The sequence below is a fragment of the Neisseria maigaei genome, assembly GCF_958267405.1.
GTDB classification, from domain to species: Bacteria; Pseudomonadota; Gammaproteobacteria; order Burkholderiales; family Neisseriaceae; genus Neisseria; species Neisseria bergeri.
Map to the genome: position 1 here is coordinate 1 of NZ_CATQFT010000055.1, position 18,719 is coordinate 18,719.

At 44.8% G+C, this 18,719-nt stretch carries 13 protein-coding genes and 2 pseudogenes; 11 read left to right on the forward strand and 4 right to left on the reverse strand.

Annotated features, from left to right (window positions below):
* Positions 1–126: 126 nt before the first annotated feature.
* Complete coding sequence (locus tag Q3O06_RS09765) at positions 127–741, reverse strand: recombinase family protein (protein WP_000904906.1); 615 nt, start codon at positions 739–741, stop codon at positions 127–129.
* Positions 742–866: 125 nt separating this feature from the next.
* Here Q3O06_RS09765 and Q3O06_RS09770 point away from each other — a divergent pair, with 125 nt between their 5' ends.
* Positions 867–3,752: a Tn3 family transposase gene (locus tag Q3O06_RS09770; protein WP_301818661.1), complete on the forward strand. Its 2,886-nt coding sequence runs from the start codon at positions 867–869 to the stop codon at positions 3,750–3,752.
* A gap of 30 nt (positions 3,753–3,782) precedes the next feature.
* Here the strand turns inward: Q3O06_RS09770 and Q3O06_RS09775 are convergent.
* From Q3O06_RS09775 to Q3O06_RS09785, 3 genes and pseudogenes are all read right to left on the reverse strand, one after another.
* Positions 3,783–4,271: pseudogene (locus Q3O06_RS09775) on the reverse strand (HipA N-terminal domain-containing protein); the annotation flags it as partial.
* Positions 4,272–4,397: 126 nt separating this feature from the next.
* Positions 4,398–4,862, reverse strand: a complete 465-nt coding sequence (locus Q3O06_RS09780; protein ID WP_301818662.1) for a hypothetical protein — start codon at positions 4,860–4,862, stop codon at positions 4,398–4,400.
* A 401-nt stretch (positions 4,863–5,263) separates the two neighbouring features.
* The gene (locus Q3O06_RS09785) at positions 5,264–6,628 is read right to left on the reverse strand and encodes a Fic family protein (protein WP_118814228.1); all 1,365 of its coding nucleotides are present in this window, start codon (positions 6,626–6,628) and stop codon (positions 5,264–5,266) included.
* Between the two features lie 578 nt (positions 6,629–7,206).
* Here Q3O06_RS09785 and Q3O06_RS09790 point away from each other — a divergent pair.
* From Q3O06_RS09790 to Q3O06_RS09835, 10 genes and pseudogenes are all read left to right on the forward strand, one after another.
* The gene (locus tag Q3O06_RS09790) at positions 7,207–7,410 is read left to right on the forward strand and encodes a zinc ribbon domain-containing protein (protein WP_228777366.1); all 204 of its coding nucleotides are present in this window, start codon (positions 7,207–7,209) and stop codon (positions 7,408–7,410) included.
* Between the two features lie 1,457 nt (positions 7,411–8,867).
* Positions 8,868–9,305 (forward strand): VapD, encoded by a 438-nt coding sequence (locus Q3O06_RS09795; protein WP_301818665.1) that lies wholly within the window; start codon positions 8,868–8,870, stop codon positions 9,303–9,305.
* Between the two features lie 866 nt (positions 9,306–10,171).
* On the forward strand, positions 10,172–11,032 hold the full coding sequence (locus tag Q3O06_RS09800) for an ArdC family protein (RefSeq protein ID WP_301818666.1): 861 nt from the start codon (positions 10,172–10,174) through the stop codon (positions 11,030–11,032).
* A 73-nt stretch (positions 11,033–11,105) separates the two neighbouring features.
* A complete protein-coding gene (locus Q3O06_RS09805; protein WP_301818668.1) occupies positions 11,106–11,651 on the forward strand; it encodes a plasmid mobilization protein in 546 nt (181 codons plus the stop codon).
* Between the two features lie 10 nt (positions 11,652–11,661).
* Positions 11,662–12,726 (forward strand): relaxase/mobilization nuclease domain-containing protein, encoded by a 1,065-nt coding sequence (locus Q3O06_RS09810; RefSeq protein ID WP_301818670.1) that lies wholly within the window; start codon positions 11,662–11,664, stop codon positions 12,724–12,726.
* 838 nt (positions 12,727–13,564) lie between these two features.
* Entirely contained in the window at positions 13,565–14,239 is a 675-nt protein-coding gene (locus Q3O06_RS09815; RefSeq protein WP_301818671.1) for a Fic family protein, read from the forward strand.
* A gap of 8 nt (positions 14,240–14,247) precedes the next feature.
* Positions 14,248–14,874: a recombinase family protein gene (locus Q3O06_RS09820; protein ID WP_196429050.1), complete on the forward strand. Its 627-nt coding sequence runs from the start codon at positions 14,248–14,250 to the stop codon at positions 14,872–14,874.
* Positions 14,875–15,083: 209 nt separating this feature from the next.
* The gene (locus Q3O06_RS09825) at positions 15,084–16,997 is read left to right on the forward strand and encodes an HsdM family class I SAM-dependent methyltransferase (RefSeq protein ID WP_301818672.1); all 1,914 of its coding nucleotides are present in this window, start codon (positions 15,084–15,086) and stop codon (positions 16,995–16,997) included.
* On the forward strand, positions 16,990–18,096 hold the full coding sequence (locus Q3O06_RS09830) for a restriction endonuclease subunit S (RefSeq protein ID WP_301818674.1): 1,107 nt from the start codon (positions 16,990–16,992) through the stop codon (positions 18,094–18,096). Before Q3O06_RS09825 ends, Q3O06_RS09830 begins: the two co-directional genes overlap by 8 nt.
* A 35-nt stretch (positions 18,097–18,131) precedes the next feature.
* A pseudogene (locus Q3O06_RS09835) lies at positions 18,132–18,611 on the forward strand (restriction endonuclease subunit S); the annotation flags it as partial.
* Positions 18,612–18,719 lie beyond the last annotated feature (108 nt).

An 18,719-nucleotide genomic window follows, 5' to 3' on the forward strand; every position in this document is an offset into this window, starting at 1 on the left:
TGATTATTGATTTTTGGCGAAACCATTTGATCATATGACAAGATGTGTATCTACCTTAACTTAATGATTTTGATAAAAATCATTAGGGGATTCATCAGGGCTCAACCTGCGAAAAGAAACGAGTTGCTACGTAAGTCCGAGAACATGCTTTCCATGGTCTCTGAGCTCGCCTTTGGGACCGACATATCGGTAGAGAGTGACGCGCTCGATGCCGAGTTCCTTGCAGAGATCGGAAACTGAAGTATCGCGCTGGGCCATGGCGGCTTGCGCGAGACGCACCTGAGCTTTGGTGAGCGCGAATTTTCGTCCGCCCTTGCGACCGCGCGCTCTCGCGGAGGCGAGACCCGCCATGGTGCGCTCTCGGATCAGATCCCGCTCGAACTCGGCCAAGGTGGCGAAGATTCCGAACACCATGCGACCGGACGCAGTCGTGGTGTCGATCTGAGCGCCCTTTCCAGTCAGAACCCGCAGGCCGATCTTGCGGTCTGACAGCTCCTTCACCGTGTTGACCAGATGGGCAAGCGATCGTCCGAGGCGATCGAGCTTCCAGACCACCAGCACATCGCCGTCACGCAATGACTTGAGGCAGGCAGTCAAGCCAGGGCGATCATCACGACCGCCGGAAGCAAGATCATCATAGATATTGTCCCGTTCGACACCTGCGGCGCGCAAGGCGTCGTGCTGCAGGTCGAGAGACTGCGAGCCATCGGCTTTGGAGACGCGGGCATATCCGATCAGCATGTATCACAAACGTTGGTTTGAGGCGGCGCTTCGGCCACGATTGCATTGACCTCTGGAAATGTATCTCAACCAGCTTCATAAACAAAGCGTCTTGAACGCTATCAGATTTTGAAAAAGGAACATGTATGCCGCGTCACGTCACTCTAACCGATCGGCAGAAAGACGCGCTGTTGCGCTTGCCGACTTCACAGACGGATTTGCTCAAGCACTATACGCTGAGTGATGAAGACCTTGGGCATATCAGGCTGCGTCGGCGCGCTCACAACAGGTTCGGCTTCGCCCTGCAATTGTGTGTCCTGCGCTATCCCGGCCGGGTGCTGGCTCCAGGCGAACTGATCCCTGCAGAGGTCATCGAATTTATCGGAGCGCAGCTTGGCCTGGGTGCCGACGATCTCGTAGACTATGCTGCCCGCGAGGAAACACGGCACGAGCATCTTGCCGAGTTACGGGGGCTCTACGGCTTCCGCACCTTCTCCGGACGTGGTGCGAGCGAGCTGAAGGAATGGTTGTTCCGAGAAGCCGAGATGGCGGTGTCGAACGAGGATATCGCCCGTCGCTTCGTAGCCGAGTGCCGACGCACCCGCACTGTCCTTCCCGCGACATCCACGATCGAGCGGCTTTGTGCCGCGGCTCTCGTCGATGCCGAGCGACGCATCGAGACGAGGATCGCCAGTCGGCTGCCTATGTCGATCCGAGAACAGTTGCTGGCATTGCTCGAGGAGACGGCTGATGATCGGGTGACCCGTTTTGTGTGGCTGCGCCAGTTCGAGCCTGGCTCGAACTCTTCGTCGGCCAACCGGCTGCTCGACCGGCTCGAATATCTGCAACGCATCGATCTCCCCGAGGATCTGCTTGCCGGCGTTCCTGCCCATCGGGTGACTCGTCTGCGCAGGCAGGGTGAACGGTATTATGCCGACGGCATGCGCGATCTCCCGGAGGACAGGCGGCTTGCGATCTTGGCTGTTTGCGTCTCGGAATGGCAGGCGATGTTGGCCGACGCAGTGGTCGAAACCCACGACCGGATCGTCGGCCGTCTCTACCGTGCTTCGGAGCGTATTTGCCATGCAAAGGTCGCAGACGAAGCGGGGGTGGTGCGTGACACCCTGAAATCCTTCGCCGAGATCGGGGGCGCCCTGGTCGATGCACAGGATGATGGCCAGCCGCTGGGCGATGTCATCGCGAGTGGGTCAGGGTGGGACGGCTTAAAAACCCTTGTTGCAATGGCAACCAGGCTGACCGCCACCATGGCCGACGATCCGCTCAATCATGTGCTCGACGGTTATCACCGCTTCCGCCGATACGCTCCACGCATGTTGCGCCTGCTCGATCTGCGAGCTGCGCCCGTTGCACTGCCGCTTCTGGAAGCGGTGACGGCCCTTCGTACCGGTTTGAACGATGCCGCGATGACCAGCTTCTTGCGGCCCAGCTCGAAATGGCATCGCCACCTTCGGGCCCAGAGGGCTGGCGACGCTCGCCTATGGGAGATCGCGGTGCTGTTCCATCTGCGCGATGCGTTCCGCTCCGGAGATGTCTGGCTTACTAGGTCCCGGCGCTATGGCGATCTGAAACACGCACTCGTTCCGGCACAATCCATCGCGGAAGGCGGTCGTCTCGCTGTGCCATTGCGGCCGGAGGAATGGCTGGCAGACCGGCAAGCTCGCCTCGACATGCGGTTGCGCGAGCTTGGCCGTGCCGCTCGCGCAGGCACGATCCCGGGCGGGTCGATTGAAAACGGCGTTCTGCATATCGAGAAACTCGAAGCCGCCGCGCCGACAGGCGCCGAAGATCTGGTGCTCGATCTCTACAAGCAGATCCCGCCCACGCGCATCACCGATCTCCTGCTGGAGGTGGATGCGGCGACCGGCTTCACCGAAGCGTTCACCCATCTGCGCACAGGAGCACCCTGCGCTGACCGGATCGGGCTAATGAACGTTATCTTGGCGGAAGGGATCAACCTCGGCTTGCGCAAAATGGCGGATGCGACAAACACCCACACCTTCTGGGAATTGATCCGCATTGGACGGTGGCATGTCGAGGGCGAAGCCTATGACCGGGCGCTGGCCATGGTGGTCGAGGCACAGGCAGCGTTACCCATGGCCCGGTTCTGGGGCATGGGCACGTCGGCTTCGAGCGACGGACAGTTCTTCGTCGCTACAGAGCAAGGTGAGGCCATGAACCTGGTCAACGCGAAATATGGCAATACCCCGGGCCTGAAAGCCTATAGCCACGTCTCCGACCAATATGCGCCGTTCGCAACCCAGGTGATTCCTGCAACGGCAAGCGAAGCGCCTTACATCCTCGATGGCCTGCTGATGAACGATGCTGGACGCCATATCCGCGAGCAGTTCACCGACACGGGCGGCTTCACCGATCACGTCTTTGCCGCATGTGCCATTCTCGGCTACCGGTTCGCTCCGCGCATCCGCGACCTGCCATCCAAACGGCTCTACGCGTTCAATCCGTCGGCCGCCCCGGCGCACCTGCGAGCGTTGATCGGCGGAAAGGTCAACCAAGCCATGATCGAGCGCAATTGGCCCGACATCCTGCGCATCGCCGCCACCATTGCTGCCGGGACCGTCGCGCCAAGCCAGATTCTGCGGAAACTCGCCTCCTATCCGCGGCAGAACGAGCTCGCGACAGCCCTGCGGGAAGTCGGTCGCGTCGAGCGCACCCTGTTCATGATCGACTGGATTCTGGATGCCGAACTCCAACGGCGTGCCCAGATCGGGCTCAACAAAGGCGAAGCTCATCATGCGCTGAAGCGGGCAATCAGCTTCCACCGCCGCGGTGAAATCCGCGACCGTTCCGCCGAAGGCCAGCATTACCGCATCGCCGGCATGAATCTGCTCGCCGCCATCATCATCTTCTGGAACACCATGAAGCTCGGCGAGGTCGTTGCAAACCAGAAACGCGATGGAAAGCTGCTATCGCCCGATCTCTTGGCCCATGTTTCGCCGCTCGGATGGGAACACATCAATCTCACCGGAGAATATCGCTGGCCAAAGCCTTAGCGTAGGATTCCGCCCCCTCCCGCAAACGACCCCGTGATGGAAGATTTCTTCCATGTATTGCTGAAAAACCTGTCGGGCATTCATGCCCAGCAAATCCCGTTCAGTCAATATTCTTGGATTTTTCATCTCCAACCCGTCAATCCATTCATTAAAAAGCGGGTCATTACAGCGCACATGTATCCGACCCAAAGCCTCTCTGCCCAGAATTGCCAAGCGCAGCATCTCATTGTCTTCAAAAGGCGCATCATGAAAAGCATATTTGCTTGTGATGTGTGCAGCCAAAAAGCCTTCCGGAAAATACTGTGCAAAGATATGCGGCATGTTGTTGCTGATATATACCTTGCTTCTGTCTTGATAATGCAGGCCTAGCAACGAAGAATTGGGATTGTCGTATGTGAACCGATACATGGCCCCCTTTTCCAAAGTACCGATTCTTTCATCGTTTGCCCAAACATCCAAATGGGTGATTCTGGGTTTACGCATACGATTTCCAGATACGGTGAGGATAGGCTTCATCATGAAAAATTCTTTCAAACGGGAACAGCGGGACGTTAAGACACATCTGCTGATTTAATTGTACATGGCGTATTGCGGATGAAATTCAGTAATACCGCTTCTCGTGCCTTTTATCTCGTTCGGTTAGCATTACATTATTGGGTTTTTGCGTTTCCATAGCTGTAAATTCTCCCATTCTTGAGTATTCAAGTGCGGTTCGATTTGGTTAAGTAAGTCATAAACTGATTGCTTGTCTTCATCGCTTGGAAACCAATCATCTAAAATCACACGACCGATTGAGCCAGTTTGTAACACTGCTGTGTAAAGATAATCCACGCAAGCACGGGGGTGATCTGCGAGCCAAACTGGAATGTTTTCAGGGAAATAACCCATTTTGTTCAGTCGATCCGTCCCATCAATAATGCCATTATCACCAAATAGATGATTGGTATTTCGCTCTTGATTTTCACCGTAAATATAAAATTTTTCAGGGTAAGCCCGATCACTCAATGCCTTTGCACTATGCCAGTCGCCTGTACCGTTAGGACTATGCACGTTTAAGGCTACAATACTGCTAACATATCGATCAGGTTCCGTTGGGGGTATATGTAACATAAAGATTCCTTAAAATTTAGCAGAGCAAAAGTGGTTTCCATGTTTTAGGACATATTTTACAGGATAGTCACCCCAATAATGTAAGGCTGTGTTTTAGTAATCTTTTGATTTCAATTACTTGCAAGGGAAAAGACAATTATTTTCCGGTTAGGAATAAACCTATCCTGTTGAATACCTTAAAGCCAAACACGCCTATCAACATCATATTAAAACACAGCCAATAATTAAAAGTATCGAATTTTCTAACCCTGCTTGCTTGGAAAGCAAAATTGCTACAATCTTGGTTAAATCAGCTACAAAGATCATTTGTAGAGCAAAAAGCAAGCAGTCCGCAGCTTCTTTTTGAAGGTGCGGACTGTATTGATTTTGACTCGGTTAAAGCTGCATTCTGGGCTAGCAAACTATTTTTTTTCTAACCTTTCCAATAAATCCTGAGGAGCAACATACTCTAAAGCATTTCCTGATTTGAACGGCACTAGGAATCTATATTCTCCCAGTTTACTCAAATCGCTACGGGCAGTATTCAGGGAGATGCCGTATTGGTTGGCAATTTCTTGTGCAGTAAAGATTTTTCCGCTTTCTTCCACTGCTTTTTGCAGGATACCAATTTGCCGTTGGTTCAACTTTCCTATCTTTTCAGTATATTGGGCAATCGCTGCTTTGAATTCCTGTTGGTGTTTTTGTTTGTCGGAAATGTAGTGCTCCAAATCGGCAACCGCCCGCTTGATAATATCGCATTGGTAATAGATGAAATAGGTTAAATCTAAATCGTCAGTTTCCGCATACAAATAGGATTTGGCGTATTGGGCAGGAGCGTTTTTCAGAAGACGGCTGATGGATATGTATTCAAATAGCCAGTAGCCGTTTTTGAGCATAAACCAATAGAACAAAGCCCGCGCTGTCCGCCCGTTGCCATCACCAAATGGGTGGATGTAGCCGATGAGGAAATGCAAGATAATAGCTTGGACAACCGGATGGATAAACGGATTTTCCACGCCGTCATAGGTATTATTGGCAAACGCACACACCTCTTCCATCAGCGTATGAACCTGTCCGTGCGGCGGTGGTTGATACAGGCTGTTACCATTGATATCGGCGATAAAGATTTCGTCATCCTGCCTGAATTGTCCTGGCTCGGCCTTGTTTTCAATAGCGTTGCTGGTAGCAATGCGGTGCAAATCCAAAATCATTTCAACACTTAATGGCGTATTTTTCAATTCTACCGCTTTTTTCATCAAGTGATAGTTGTTCACTATCATGATTTCGTCTTTTGTTTTGGGTTTACGCTGCGATTTGAGCATATCCTTGGCCACTTTGCGCGTGGTAGCCGCACCTTCCAGTTGGGCGGATGTAATCGCTTCTTCCATAATCAGAGACTTGAGCAAGAATCTGTTTTGCTCGCTTCTGCCGAAGCCACCCAAGCTAGACGTGCCGATAGTACTGCCGCAGCTTTTGTCAATCAAATGAAGCCGTGCCTGCAAAGAGTCGGGAATGCAGAACCAAAACTGATGTTCAAACGAGAAATCAATTGGTTTTCGGATTTTTCTGCGGCTCTCCTTGACGGCGCGCCATTTCATCCGCGTATCTTCCGTGTGAATCCGGCGGAATTTGTCCCAATGCAGGTAGGTTCCATTTTCATCTGTCACGGAAAATTCTGAATAATCTTTGATTTCAGTAAGAAAATCCGGAATGTCTATATCAGGATTGTTTGGGGAAGAATTCAGCAGCTTGGCAATTTGCGTCATTCTTTCAGTGAGATGCTGCATATATTCCTGTTGCAACAGGGTAAATTCCGGAGGTCTGGAAATTTTCATGATAAATACCAAAATCGCGCAATTTTTTATAATTGAGTTATTTTAGTCAAATTTTCTAGAAATAGAAAGTATTAAAATACGAATTTGAAAGAAGCGATCACCTTCATAAATAGGGAAAGATTGTGTCTACTATATTAAAAAAGGCTGTGTTTTAATATAGTTTTGATAGACGTACTTGGCTTCAATATATTCAATAGGATAGCTTTATTCCTAACCGGAAACAATTGTCTTTTCCCTTGCAAATAATTGAAATTAATAAATTACTAAAACACAGCCTAATGTAAAAACCAATTGGTACAAATGGCGAAGATACCATTTGGCTCAAACGTACCGAGCGGCTACGCATGGAATGGTAAAATACCTACCGCAAATTGAAAGCGGCAAGACGACTGCTCTACTATACGTTCGCCAACAGAATTGCCGAACAAAGCCGGATAATCTGTATCAAAAAACTGAATCTGCTCAACCTACAGTGCATACAGATTGAAGTCAACAAACTCCACCAGAAGATAGTTGCCCCATCCCCACTGTTGCATACGCTGAAAGAAGGTGCAGCTAAAAATGGAGTTCATATCGAAGAGATTAAAGCCAATGCCACCAGCCAATCATGTTACTCTTGTGGCCGCTTGAACAAACGGATAGGTGTTGCTGCCACAAGAACCAATATGGTTTGTGAGGGTTTCGGTCGGCATTACGACACTGATGAAAATGCCTCGTCCAATATTCGAAAATAGGGAGCTGAAAAGCTGGAAACATAGAGTAGCAGTTGACCGTAAAGTCATAAATGCTTACGGAATAAAAAGATGTAGTGATCGCATCCCTGCATTCCTTTTTATGTTTTGTTGCTTTAGCAGTTTTACAGTTTAGCAACTGTACATTTTGGCATTTTTAACTTTTCATATACGAACCAACATTTTTAAATACTGCAAATATTTTGTACAAATTATATTCAGTATGCCTTTTTGAATCCTCATCATTAATATCCAGTTTATATTAATATTGCAAATAATTTAAACAAATTTTAGGAAAGGAAACCAATTGCGGTAACATCTAAAATCCAAAAAACTGCTTCTTTCTTTTTACCTTCTTGCTGGTTTTCTACTTCAGCAGTTGCACAGTTTTACTCCATGCAAACCAAACAACAAAAAAAAGACCGACGAAGAAGTTTTCTGCTTAGAATTTAAAGAATACTGGAGTAGGGGACTTCCGTTTTCCGCGACATCATTTCCAAATAGATACGGGGTGCGCTCAGCATTTCATCTGAACCATATCCATCTTTTTCCCCAGTTTTAACCTTGTGAAACATCCAGTCCTTTTTCAAATCTTCAGACAGAAAAGAAATACTTTCCTGTTTGATTGACTTGAAGAGAACTATCTTGCCATCACTCTCGTAAGAAAAGGCAGTATCTAATACCTGTTTTCTGAAGTCGATATACTCCCTAGACGAAAAAATGATGATATTACGGATACCAAAACTAAGGTCGTAATCTACCCCCCTACTCTCCCTAAGCAAAGAGATGAAACTGCGTATCGGTCCCCTACCGGTTGAATTTTCCGAAAAAACGCAACGTAACCAGCAACACATATATAAGAACAGCACAAATAGCATAAATACATCAGGCAACGAAAAAAGTCAGAATAATGCACTTTATGGAGTTTGGATATCTGTTGTTTTGTTCTGTTAGTATTGCCTCTTTCTGTGTTTACAGTTTAGCAGTTGTACAGTTTTACAGTAAGGTTTAAAGAATGACCGATTTATTTTTAAATGTAGATATTGTAGAGGATAAAAATGACCAAAGTCCTTTCAGTAACATTTTTGAATTTTTAGCGAGCCATTTCATTTCCCAGGCGAGATCGGAAATAGCAGCGCTACTTTGGCCGCCGATATGCTTAAGTTCAATAACCTTACACCACCAAAACCCTGGCTAGCTAAGGTTAAACAGCTCACTTGAAATCTACTTAAGTCTAATCTAAACTATCCAATATGGATAGATTTTTAAACATAGGGCAAGCAGCAAAATTATTGTAGCTGAAAGCACAATCACTCGCTGGTGGTCTTAAACACGTGCCGACTACCTCGCCGAAAACACTATCAGTCGCGATAAACCGTGGGAAAAGCTCGGTATCAGCCGCCGCACTTGGTACTATCGCGGCAAACCGATGCCGTCTGAAACGCAACAGGAAAAAAATAATGACCCGTTACCTGATTACTTTTGACATGGATACCAACTGCCTGAAAGACAATTACCACGGGAATAGCTATAACAAAGCCTACTCCGATATTAAAACCATCTTGGCTAGACATGGATTTGAAAACATTCAGGGCAGTGTTTATCTAGGCCGTGAAGGCATCAGTGAAGCACATGGAACAATAGCCATTCAGGAACTGACCGCTCGGTTTGATTGGTTTTACTCCTGTATTTCAAACATTAAGTTTTACCGCCTTGAAAGCGATTTGAACGCACAATTTATCGCTGATGGTGTGTATCAAGCCAAACAGGCTTTCCTTCAACGTGTTGAACAACTTCGTATATCCCTAACAGAAGCTGGATTGTCTGATGAGCAAATCAATCAGGTTCTGGAAAAACAGAAATTTGAATTGGAAAGTCCCAACCTGAAATTAAATTAATCTCCTTTGCCATTGCCGATCTCGCCTGGGAAATGAAATGGCTCGCTAAAAATTCAAAAATGTTACTGAAAGGACTTTGGTCATTTTTATCCTCTACAATATCTACATTTAAAAATAAATCGGTCATTCTTTAAACCTTACTGTAAAACTGTACAACTGCTAAACTGTAAACACAGAAAGAGGCAATACTAACAGAACAAAACAACAGATATCCAAACTCCATAAAGTGCATTATTCTGACTTTTTTCGTTGCCTGATGTATTTATGCTATTTGTGCTGTTCTTATATATGTGTTGCTGGTTACGTTGCGTTTTTTCGGAAAATTCAACCGGTAGGGGACCGATACGCAGTTTCATCTCTTTGCTTAGGGAGAGTAGGGGGGTAGATACGACCTTAGTTTTGGTATCCGTAATATCATCATTTTTTTCGTCAAGGTCAATCCCTTGATTTTAAATATTTGCAAGGTAAAAGACTATTATTCGGTTAGACGGAAACCTATCCAAGGGGAATTCCGCACGGATTTCTTTGCAACCAAAATAACTAAGGTGCTGATAGGGAATATATTTAGTAGGCTCTGAATTGATTGGTTTGCTGCAACGAAGTACGGTAAAATTTCAGAAGTCCTTAAGTAAGGTAGAAAATCATGTCAGCCCTAAGCCGCCTGCTCAATCAGTTCCAAGAATTTTCCCAAACGCAACGGGATAAGGGAACTTCGTTTGAAAATCTGATTGTCAAATATTTCCAAACCGAACCTTGTTATCAAAGCAGGTATGTGAAGGTGCAGACCTATTGCGATTGGGCAGCCGAAAATATAAGGAAAAATTATTCGAGACGAAAATGGAGAACCCGTTAAAGAAAGAATCCAGTTGGAGAACCCTTATTTCAAAAGTTTTACCGTTTTTAATGCCGAACAGATAGATGGTTTACCGGCATGGGAAAAGGCACCGCCTGTATGGATTGACCACGACCGTGCAGAAAAACTTCTCAAGGCTTCGGGCGCGGTTATCCATCATCGAGGCAATGATGCGTATTACAACCGAACCCGGGATTTTATAGTACTGCCCCCTAAAGAACGTTTTTTTGGGCAGGGAGAATATTACGCTGTTGCTCTGCATGAACTTGGGCATTGGACAGGGCATGCCGACCGGCTTAATCGAGATATGGGCGGTCGCTTCGGTGATTCATCTTATGCCCGGGAAGAACTTCGTGCCGAAATTTCTTCGATGATGATGAGTCGTGAGCTGGGATTACCGCATAATCCTGACAGACACGCCGGATATGTTGGCGATTGGGTAAAGGTATTGACGGAAGAACCTATGGAAATTCTGAAAGCCTCTCAAGACGCGGCAAAAATCAAAGAATTTATTTTTTCTTTTGAAAAGCAGATAGAAATAGATCGGGAGCAGAATCAATCCATTGACCAGGCTACAAATACAACAAGGCCGTCTGAAAATGAGAAATTTGTAGAACCAGGCAATCAGACTTTGGAAGAACGCGTACAGACGGCAAAAGAACGTTACGAAGACAGATTTTCGGAAATTAGTGCCAATGATCAGAAAAAATATCGCCACTTAGAAGAAGGCATGGAAAAGTTAATTAAAGGCTTACCGGAGCATACACAGGCGCAAGTACGTTTTAATTTTTACCAAAGTCAGTATGAGCATATGAGCGTCAAAAACGAACTTGAACAATCCCCCGCACAACAGGAAATGTTTTATGGGAGATAGCTGCATAAAGAACATTTGAAAAACCCGACAGGTTTGTACCTGTCGGGTTTTTCTTTTTATAAAGGATGGATGAGTGAATAAAACTACCGACAATGACAAACGTCAAGTACTCCGTGTCTTTGGATTAGACGAATCCGAACTGGAAGCATTGCGTAAGTTGGCTGAAAAAGAATACGGTAAAGCAAGTGTTTCCTTGTTGGCCAAAAAACTTTTGAAAGCCAGGTTGGAGGTACCGGAAGAACCTGCCCTGGTCAGTCTTCCTCCACCGAAAGGCAGTAAACGTATTACCGTCCGCCTGCCGGAAAAAGACCGGGCTTACCTTGAAGCAGACGCAGAACAGCATAAATGCAGTGTCAACGATATTGTGCGCGATATAGTTCAATCACATGTTCGTAAACATCCCATGCTCTCTACGACCGAAGTCGAAATCTTGCATCAATCTAATTACCAGCTTGTCAGTATCGGCCGCAATCTAAACCAAATTGCCCGACAGCTCAATATGGGCGAAGGTATTTCGCTTACATCAGAACAGATAAATGCCCTATCACAATTCATCAGGCAACATACCCAAAGGGTAAGTGACGTATTACGAACCAACCGCAAACGCCTGTCCGAATAGGAGTAAAGCTATGTCCCTGTACCGTAAAATAGACGATTGGTTTTTGGGTTTCAAAACCCGCTCCGTCCGTGCAAAAGATTCCAGCATCCCCATCTCAAAATCCAATCACCGGGCAAAATCCAGAGTACCCCTCAAATCAGGTAGCGGATTGGCCAACCTGACGGCGGCGGCTAAAAAACACCCCGAAGTCATGGTTAAAATCCCTAAAAGGCTAAGTCGAAACTCCAATGGTATGCAGGGCATACGCAACCATTTGGACTACATTTCACGCAACGGTAAAATTACTGTCGAAAATCACTCCGGTGAAAAATTAAACGGTAAAAAAGCCGTCAAATCGCAACTAGAAGATTGGCAGAAACTCAATATCCCCGAAAGAGGCAAACACCGGGAAGCCCTCAATATCGTCCTATCCATGCCTGCCGGAACACCGCCGCAGGCCGTCTTGAATGCCGCCCGCAATTTCGCCGCCGAACAGTTTGCCGACCATCAATACGTCTTTGCCCTGCACCACGAATCCGAAAAAGAAGGAGAACCCGAGCATCCCCATGTACATTTGTGTGTATTGATGAGAGATACCTACGGGCAACGGCTTAATCCGCGTAAAAATGATCTTTTTGAATGGCGCGTCCGTTTTGCTGAAAAACTCCGGGAGGAAGGTGTAGAGTGTGCGGCTACTAAACGGCAACACCGGGGAAAAATCCTCAAAGCTGAAAATGGCATAGTGCGAGCCATGAAAGAACGTGGTGCAACCCCTCGTATCGAAAAGCAACGGCTGGAAGAATTAAACCAAGCAATAAAAAACTTGGAACGTCCGACACATCCCTACATTCAGAAGGTCATGCTGACACGCGGTTACATATTGGCTGAATATGGTCTTATAGCCAAAGAACTGTATAAGATGGGACACAAAAATGAAGCCAGGCTTATCAGTAGATTGGCTAAGGATATGATTGGGCAACCTCTAAGCACTAAAGCACAACGGGAATACGATCAAAAGGTCAGACCTCAAATGCAACACGAAACCAGCTCTTTCAAGCAATCAAATGTTGAACAAGACAACGACCTCTCTCGTTAACCGATAAAGTAAAAGCCCTGCGGCCATACAGATGTCTGTATGGCCGCAGGGCTTTTTGTACCTAAAATAGGCAGAAAAATTATTCCAAAATAAATATCTTTTGGAATTAACAACTTATATAAATTCACACTAAATATAATTACTACCCTGTTGACATTTATGTCAACATGCTCCATACTAATATAGGTTACAAGTCAAATACCCGTTATGGATTCAAGTTCAATGCTGGAACATTAACTTGATCTATAACAGGTGAGTTAGCTTGTTAATTAGTAGAAAGCATCTAGGTTGGTGTGAATACTTCCTAAGTTGCTAGTACGTTATTAATTAATTGTGTTTGATAAGTAACGTATTCTACTTGGGCTTTTAATCAAAGGTCAAGTATTTTGAAACATATTTAATGTAAAACTGATGTTTTAAATGAACATTTTTATAAATTAAGTCTGTCAAAGTAGGAGATCAAAAGAATAAAAGGTTGTAAAGTATTCACGCTTTTTTTGAGGTACAACTTATGAAACTTCAAGAAGTTATCTTCGAAAACGGCTGGGTTAAATGCCGGTTCCGGAGAGTCAAGAACAGCGACCGTTACCTTGACGCTCATGATTACGGAAGAGATTACTGGATCTTCCCTGTAAAAATTAAAAAACATTAATTTGTTTAGTCAAACCATCCTTCGGGATGGTTTTTTTATTGCACAATGGGCAAATAGAGTGGATAATTTTAATGTGGATAATTTAAGTCCACAATATTTTAAATTGTCCGATTCTTTGTAATATCTCGAAAATGGGTAATTAGAGCATACCCAAATTAACCACCTTTGTCCGTATAAGGAGCAACAGTGTTTCCAGATAAATATAATCTCAGCCTGAAAGAAAATATCTTTTTAGCCAAAAAGGTATTGGTTGCCCAAATCCACAATCTAAGCCGGTTTGAAAACTGTCAGACAACTTTGTTGCAGACTGAACAGATTATCAATGGTCAAAATGTTGCCTCGGCATCATTGGGTGATATTCAGACCATCTTAAATTTGAAACGTGCTTACCAATATGTAATGAGCCATATTTCAGACGGCCTTCCCGTTGATATACCACTACTAAAAAAAATCAACAGTATTGTTGCCCAGGAAGACTCATTGGCTCCCGGAGATTTACGTACTGGTACAGTCGGCGTTACCCTGGTTGACGGGTCTCGCCACACACCGCCCGCAATGTCGGAAGTTGACGTACATAACCTGTTGGGACAAATTGAAAACAGAAGTAATTCAACCACTGAAACTACTATCCGCTCCATGTTGGCCTTTATGCGGCAACAAATCTTTTGGGACGGTAACAAACGAACGGCCACGCTGTTTGCCAATGCAATGTTGATCGAAAAAGGCTGTGGTATTTTGGAAATTTCTGAACTGCAAATGCCCGAGTTCAACACAAAACTTTCGGATTTCTACCGTTCCGGAGATGATACTGACGTTGCTACTTATTTGTACCAAAATTGTATTTTTGGTATCGACTATTGAGGCTGAACATGAAAGCAGCAAGAATCTACCAACGTGTCAGCACTGAAGAACAAAATCTTGAGCGGCAAAACGCCTTAATTGAGAAAGCTAAGGCAGAAGGTTACTACATTGCGGGGGTTTATAATGAAAAGGCTTCGGGCGTTCGTGCCGACAGACCTGTATTGAACAAATTGATTGCCGATTTGCAAGAAGGCGACGTGATCATCGCCGAGCATATTGACCGTATCACTCGTCTGCCACTGGTTAAAGCAGAAAAGCTGGTAAACCGTATCCGTGAAAAAGGGGCATTTCTCGCCATTCCCGGCATTATCGACCTGAGTCAAATACAGACCGACTCCGATATTGCCAAAATCGTCTTAGACAGCATACAAACCATGCTGCTTAAAATTGCCCTACAAATGGCTAGAGATGACTACGAACAACGTAAGAAACGCCAAGCAGCCGGAATTGCTGAAGCAAAAAAACAAGGACGATTCAAAGGTCGTCAGGCAGATACTCAAAAACATAAATTGATTATCAGCCTGCGCTCACATCATACCCTTCAAGAAACAGCCAAGTTGGCCGGGTGTAGCGTATCCCTGGTGAAACTGGTAATGCGACAACATAAACAATCCCTAATTTCAGAAAAGGAATAAAAATGGCTACTTTAATGCTCTAGCAGGCAAAAGCCATTAGTTCGCCACATTATTATATCAGTGGATATTTTGATGAACACCGAAGAAGCCAGCGGAAGGAAGTCGGCATTTATATTCATTTGAGGGGATGATGGAGTTAGTACGGGTTTGTTGAAATACCAAAATCAAAAACTATTTAAAATACGAGAAGCATTAGGAATCTTATAAATATGGCTAAAAAAGAAATTAAAACTGACCTTTGGGTTTATGATCTACTTAAAGAAGCAGAACTTGATTTATGCCCACAAGGTAGCGATATTAACGAACTGGAAAAAGCATTAAAAACTGCTTCTAAAGCTCAAACCGGCAAGGCTGGCTATCCTGAATACTGTGGTGTTGTAGAAGATTTTGTTATTGTCATTGAAGATAAAGCTGATACGGCCGACCACATTAAACGTGACGAAAACGACTTAATTTGCCAGGCCGCCGCAAGCGTCAAAGATTTTGCCGTAAACGGTGCGTTGCATTATGGTATCCATTTAGCAAAAAATACCAGCTATAAGAAAATCATCGCCATCGGCGTATCAGGCAATGAAAAACGCCACAAAATCTCTCCGCTCTTTATTGACGAACGTGGCGGCTATAAAGAACTGGAAGATGTGGAAACATTCACCCTGTTCAACGAAAAGAACATTGGTGAGTATTACACCAAAAACATCTTAAAAGAACAGACCGACGAAGAGAAAACCTCCGCCGAAATCTTAAAAGACGCCAAAGAACTGCACGAAGATTTACGCAACTACGGCAGCATTCAGGATAAAGACAAGCCTTTAATTGTATCCGGCATTCTGCTTGCCCTGCGTGAAATCGAACATAAAAATTTCAATATTGATAATTTGAATGGCGATGATGTGAAAACCGACGGGCAAAAGATATACGAAGCCATTCAGGCAAACCTAGAGCGTGCCCAAGTCAAGCCACAAGTGAAAAAAGACAAACTGCTCAGCCAGTTTTTGGTTATTCGTGATACCAAAGCCATCAATGAAACCAATTCCATATTGGGCAAAACCCCGCTCAAACACTACACTCAATTTATCTACGACCACATTTACAAAAACATCAAATACATTCATTCCGCTGAAGACTATTTGGGACGCTTTTACGGCGAATTTATGTCCTATTCGGGCGGCGACGGACAGACGCTGGGTATCGTACTGACCCCGCGCCATATTGTTGAACTGTTTTGCGAACTGATTGACATCAAACCGACCGATTCGGTATTCGACCCCTGCTGCGGCACGGCAGGCTTTCTGATTGCCGCCATGCACCATATGCTGCAAAAAACCGATAAAGAAGCTGAAAAACGCAATATCCGCAAAAACCAACTGCACGGTATCGAACTGCAGCCCTATATGTTTACCATCGCCACCACCAATATGATTTTGCGCGGCGACGGCAAAAGTAACTTGGAGCAGGAAGATTTTTTAAAACAAAACCCTGCCCAGCTCCAGCTCAAAGGTTGCAACATCGGCATGATGAATCCGCCCTATTCGCAAGGCTCGAAAGCTAACCCAAATCTTTACGAAATCGCCTTTACCGAACATCTTCTAGATTCCTTAACAGAAGATGGTAAGGCCATTGTGATTGTGCCGCAGTCTTCCATGACAGGGAAAACCAAAGAAGAACAGGCGATTAAAGAAAATATTCTCAAAAAACACACGCTTGAAGGCGTAATTACCCTGAACAAAAACACCTTTTACGGTGTCGGAACCAACCCCTGCATTGCCGTCTTTTCCACAGGCATCCCGCACGACAAAGACAAAACCGTCAAATTCATCAACTTTGAAAATGATGGCTTTGAAGTGCAGAAACACATCGGCCTAGTGGAAACCATCAGCGCAAAAGACAAAAAACAACATCTGCTGGACGTATGGTTCGGACGTATTCAGGCAGAAAGCAAATTCTGCGTGGAAACCACCGTAGAAGCCGATGACGAATGGCTGCATTCGTTTTACTACTTCAATGACGAAATCCCCGCCGAAGCCGATTTTGAGAAAGTGATTGCCGATTATCTGACCTTTGAAGTCAATATGATTACGCACGGTAGAGGGTATTTGTTTGGATTGGAGAGCTGCGATGAGTGATTTGAAATTAACGGATAGGGAATGGCAAGGTTTCTTTATTGGCGGAATAGAAGGCATTTTTCAAATTAAAGCAACCAAAAGCGGAATTGATAAAAATAAGCTGAAAGTTTCTGAAAACGGCAAAACGCCCTATATCACCCGTAGCGATATGGATAACGGCATCAATTTATTTGTATCCGATGAACAAATGCCTAAATATAAAAAAGATGGCGGTAATGTGATTACTATCGGTTTAGATACGCAAACCGTTTTTTATCAAAAAAACAGTTTTTGGACTGGACAAAATATTCAAGTATTAAGCAATGATTATTTGAATTATTGGGTTGCGGTGTTTGTTATCCCGTTGTTAAAAATCCAGATGAAAAAATTTGCATGGGGAAGTACAGGAGCAACCTTGGGTAGATTAAGCCGTACTCGCATAATGCTCCCCGTCAATTCAGACGGCTTGCCCGACTGGCGGTTTATGGAAGACTTTATCAAACAAAAAGAACAGAAACAGATTGCGGATTTAAAAGATTACTATTCTGATAAAGCAGTAGAGTTAATGATTTCAACGGGTAGTCTGAAAAATACACAGTGGCGTGAGTTTTATATCCGTGATTATTTTGAATTTATACGAGGAAATCAAAATAATATGGCGAAATGTAAGGCTGGCTATATCCCCTTAATTTCTGCTAAAAAAGTAGATAATGGCTATAAAGATTTTATTGCACCAAATAATAAATCACTTTTTCCAAAACATATCCTAACTTTGAATAATGATGGAGATGGTGGCGTAGGTATTGCCTATTACCAACCTGTGGCTAGTGCATTAGATACTCACGTTACCGCATTATTACCAAAGATAGAATTATCTAGGCATACTCTGCTATTTGTTGCAAGGAGCATTACCCATCAAAGGGGTAAGTTCAGTCATGGTTATTCGTTAAATAATGACCGCTTACGTGCACAAAAAATCCTGCTCCCCGTCAACTCAGATGGCTCACCCGACTGGCAGTTTATGGAAGATTTTATGAAGCAAATCGAACAAAACAAAATTGCCGCCGTGCTAAGTTATTATAATAATTCATTAAATAACAATAGCTTGCGGGGGGGGTAGAACGTTGGACGCCATCTGAAAACCGCTGGGCGGCGTTTGCAATACAGGATATTTGCGAGATTCATTCGGGAGTGCGTCTGACCAAACAGGATATGCAGGAAGGGAAAATGCCGTTTATTGGGTCAAGTGACTCAAATAACGGTATTACCGCATTTATTGCGAATAAAAATGCCAGCTTGGATAAGGATGTTTTAGGCGTAAACTACAACGGCAGCGTAGTAGAGAATTTTTATCACCCTTACGAGTGCTTGTTTTCAGACGATGTAAAACGCTTGAAAATCAAATCAAAACATGCTGGGAAATATGCCTATCTGTTTTTAAAAACCATGATTTTGAAGCAGAAATCAAAATATCGATATGGCTATAAATTCAACGCAACTCGCATGGCGAAACAGAAAATTCTGCTTCCTGTTAATGCCAGTAATCAACCTGACTGGATAAATATTGAACGTTTCATGCAACAGATGGAATTAGAAAAAATAATATGTTACTTAAAAAGTAAGAGTCAGCCTTAATTATTGATTTATTCAAAAGCCGTCTAAATATTTGATTTCAGACGGCTTTTTTCTTTTAAAGATAAAAACACCCTTTGGGGTGTTTTTGTATTCTAAAAAAAGGATGTT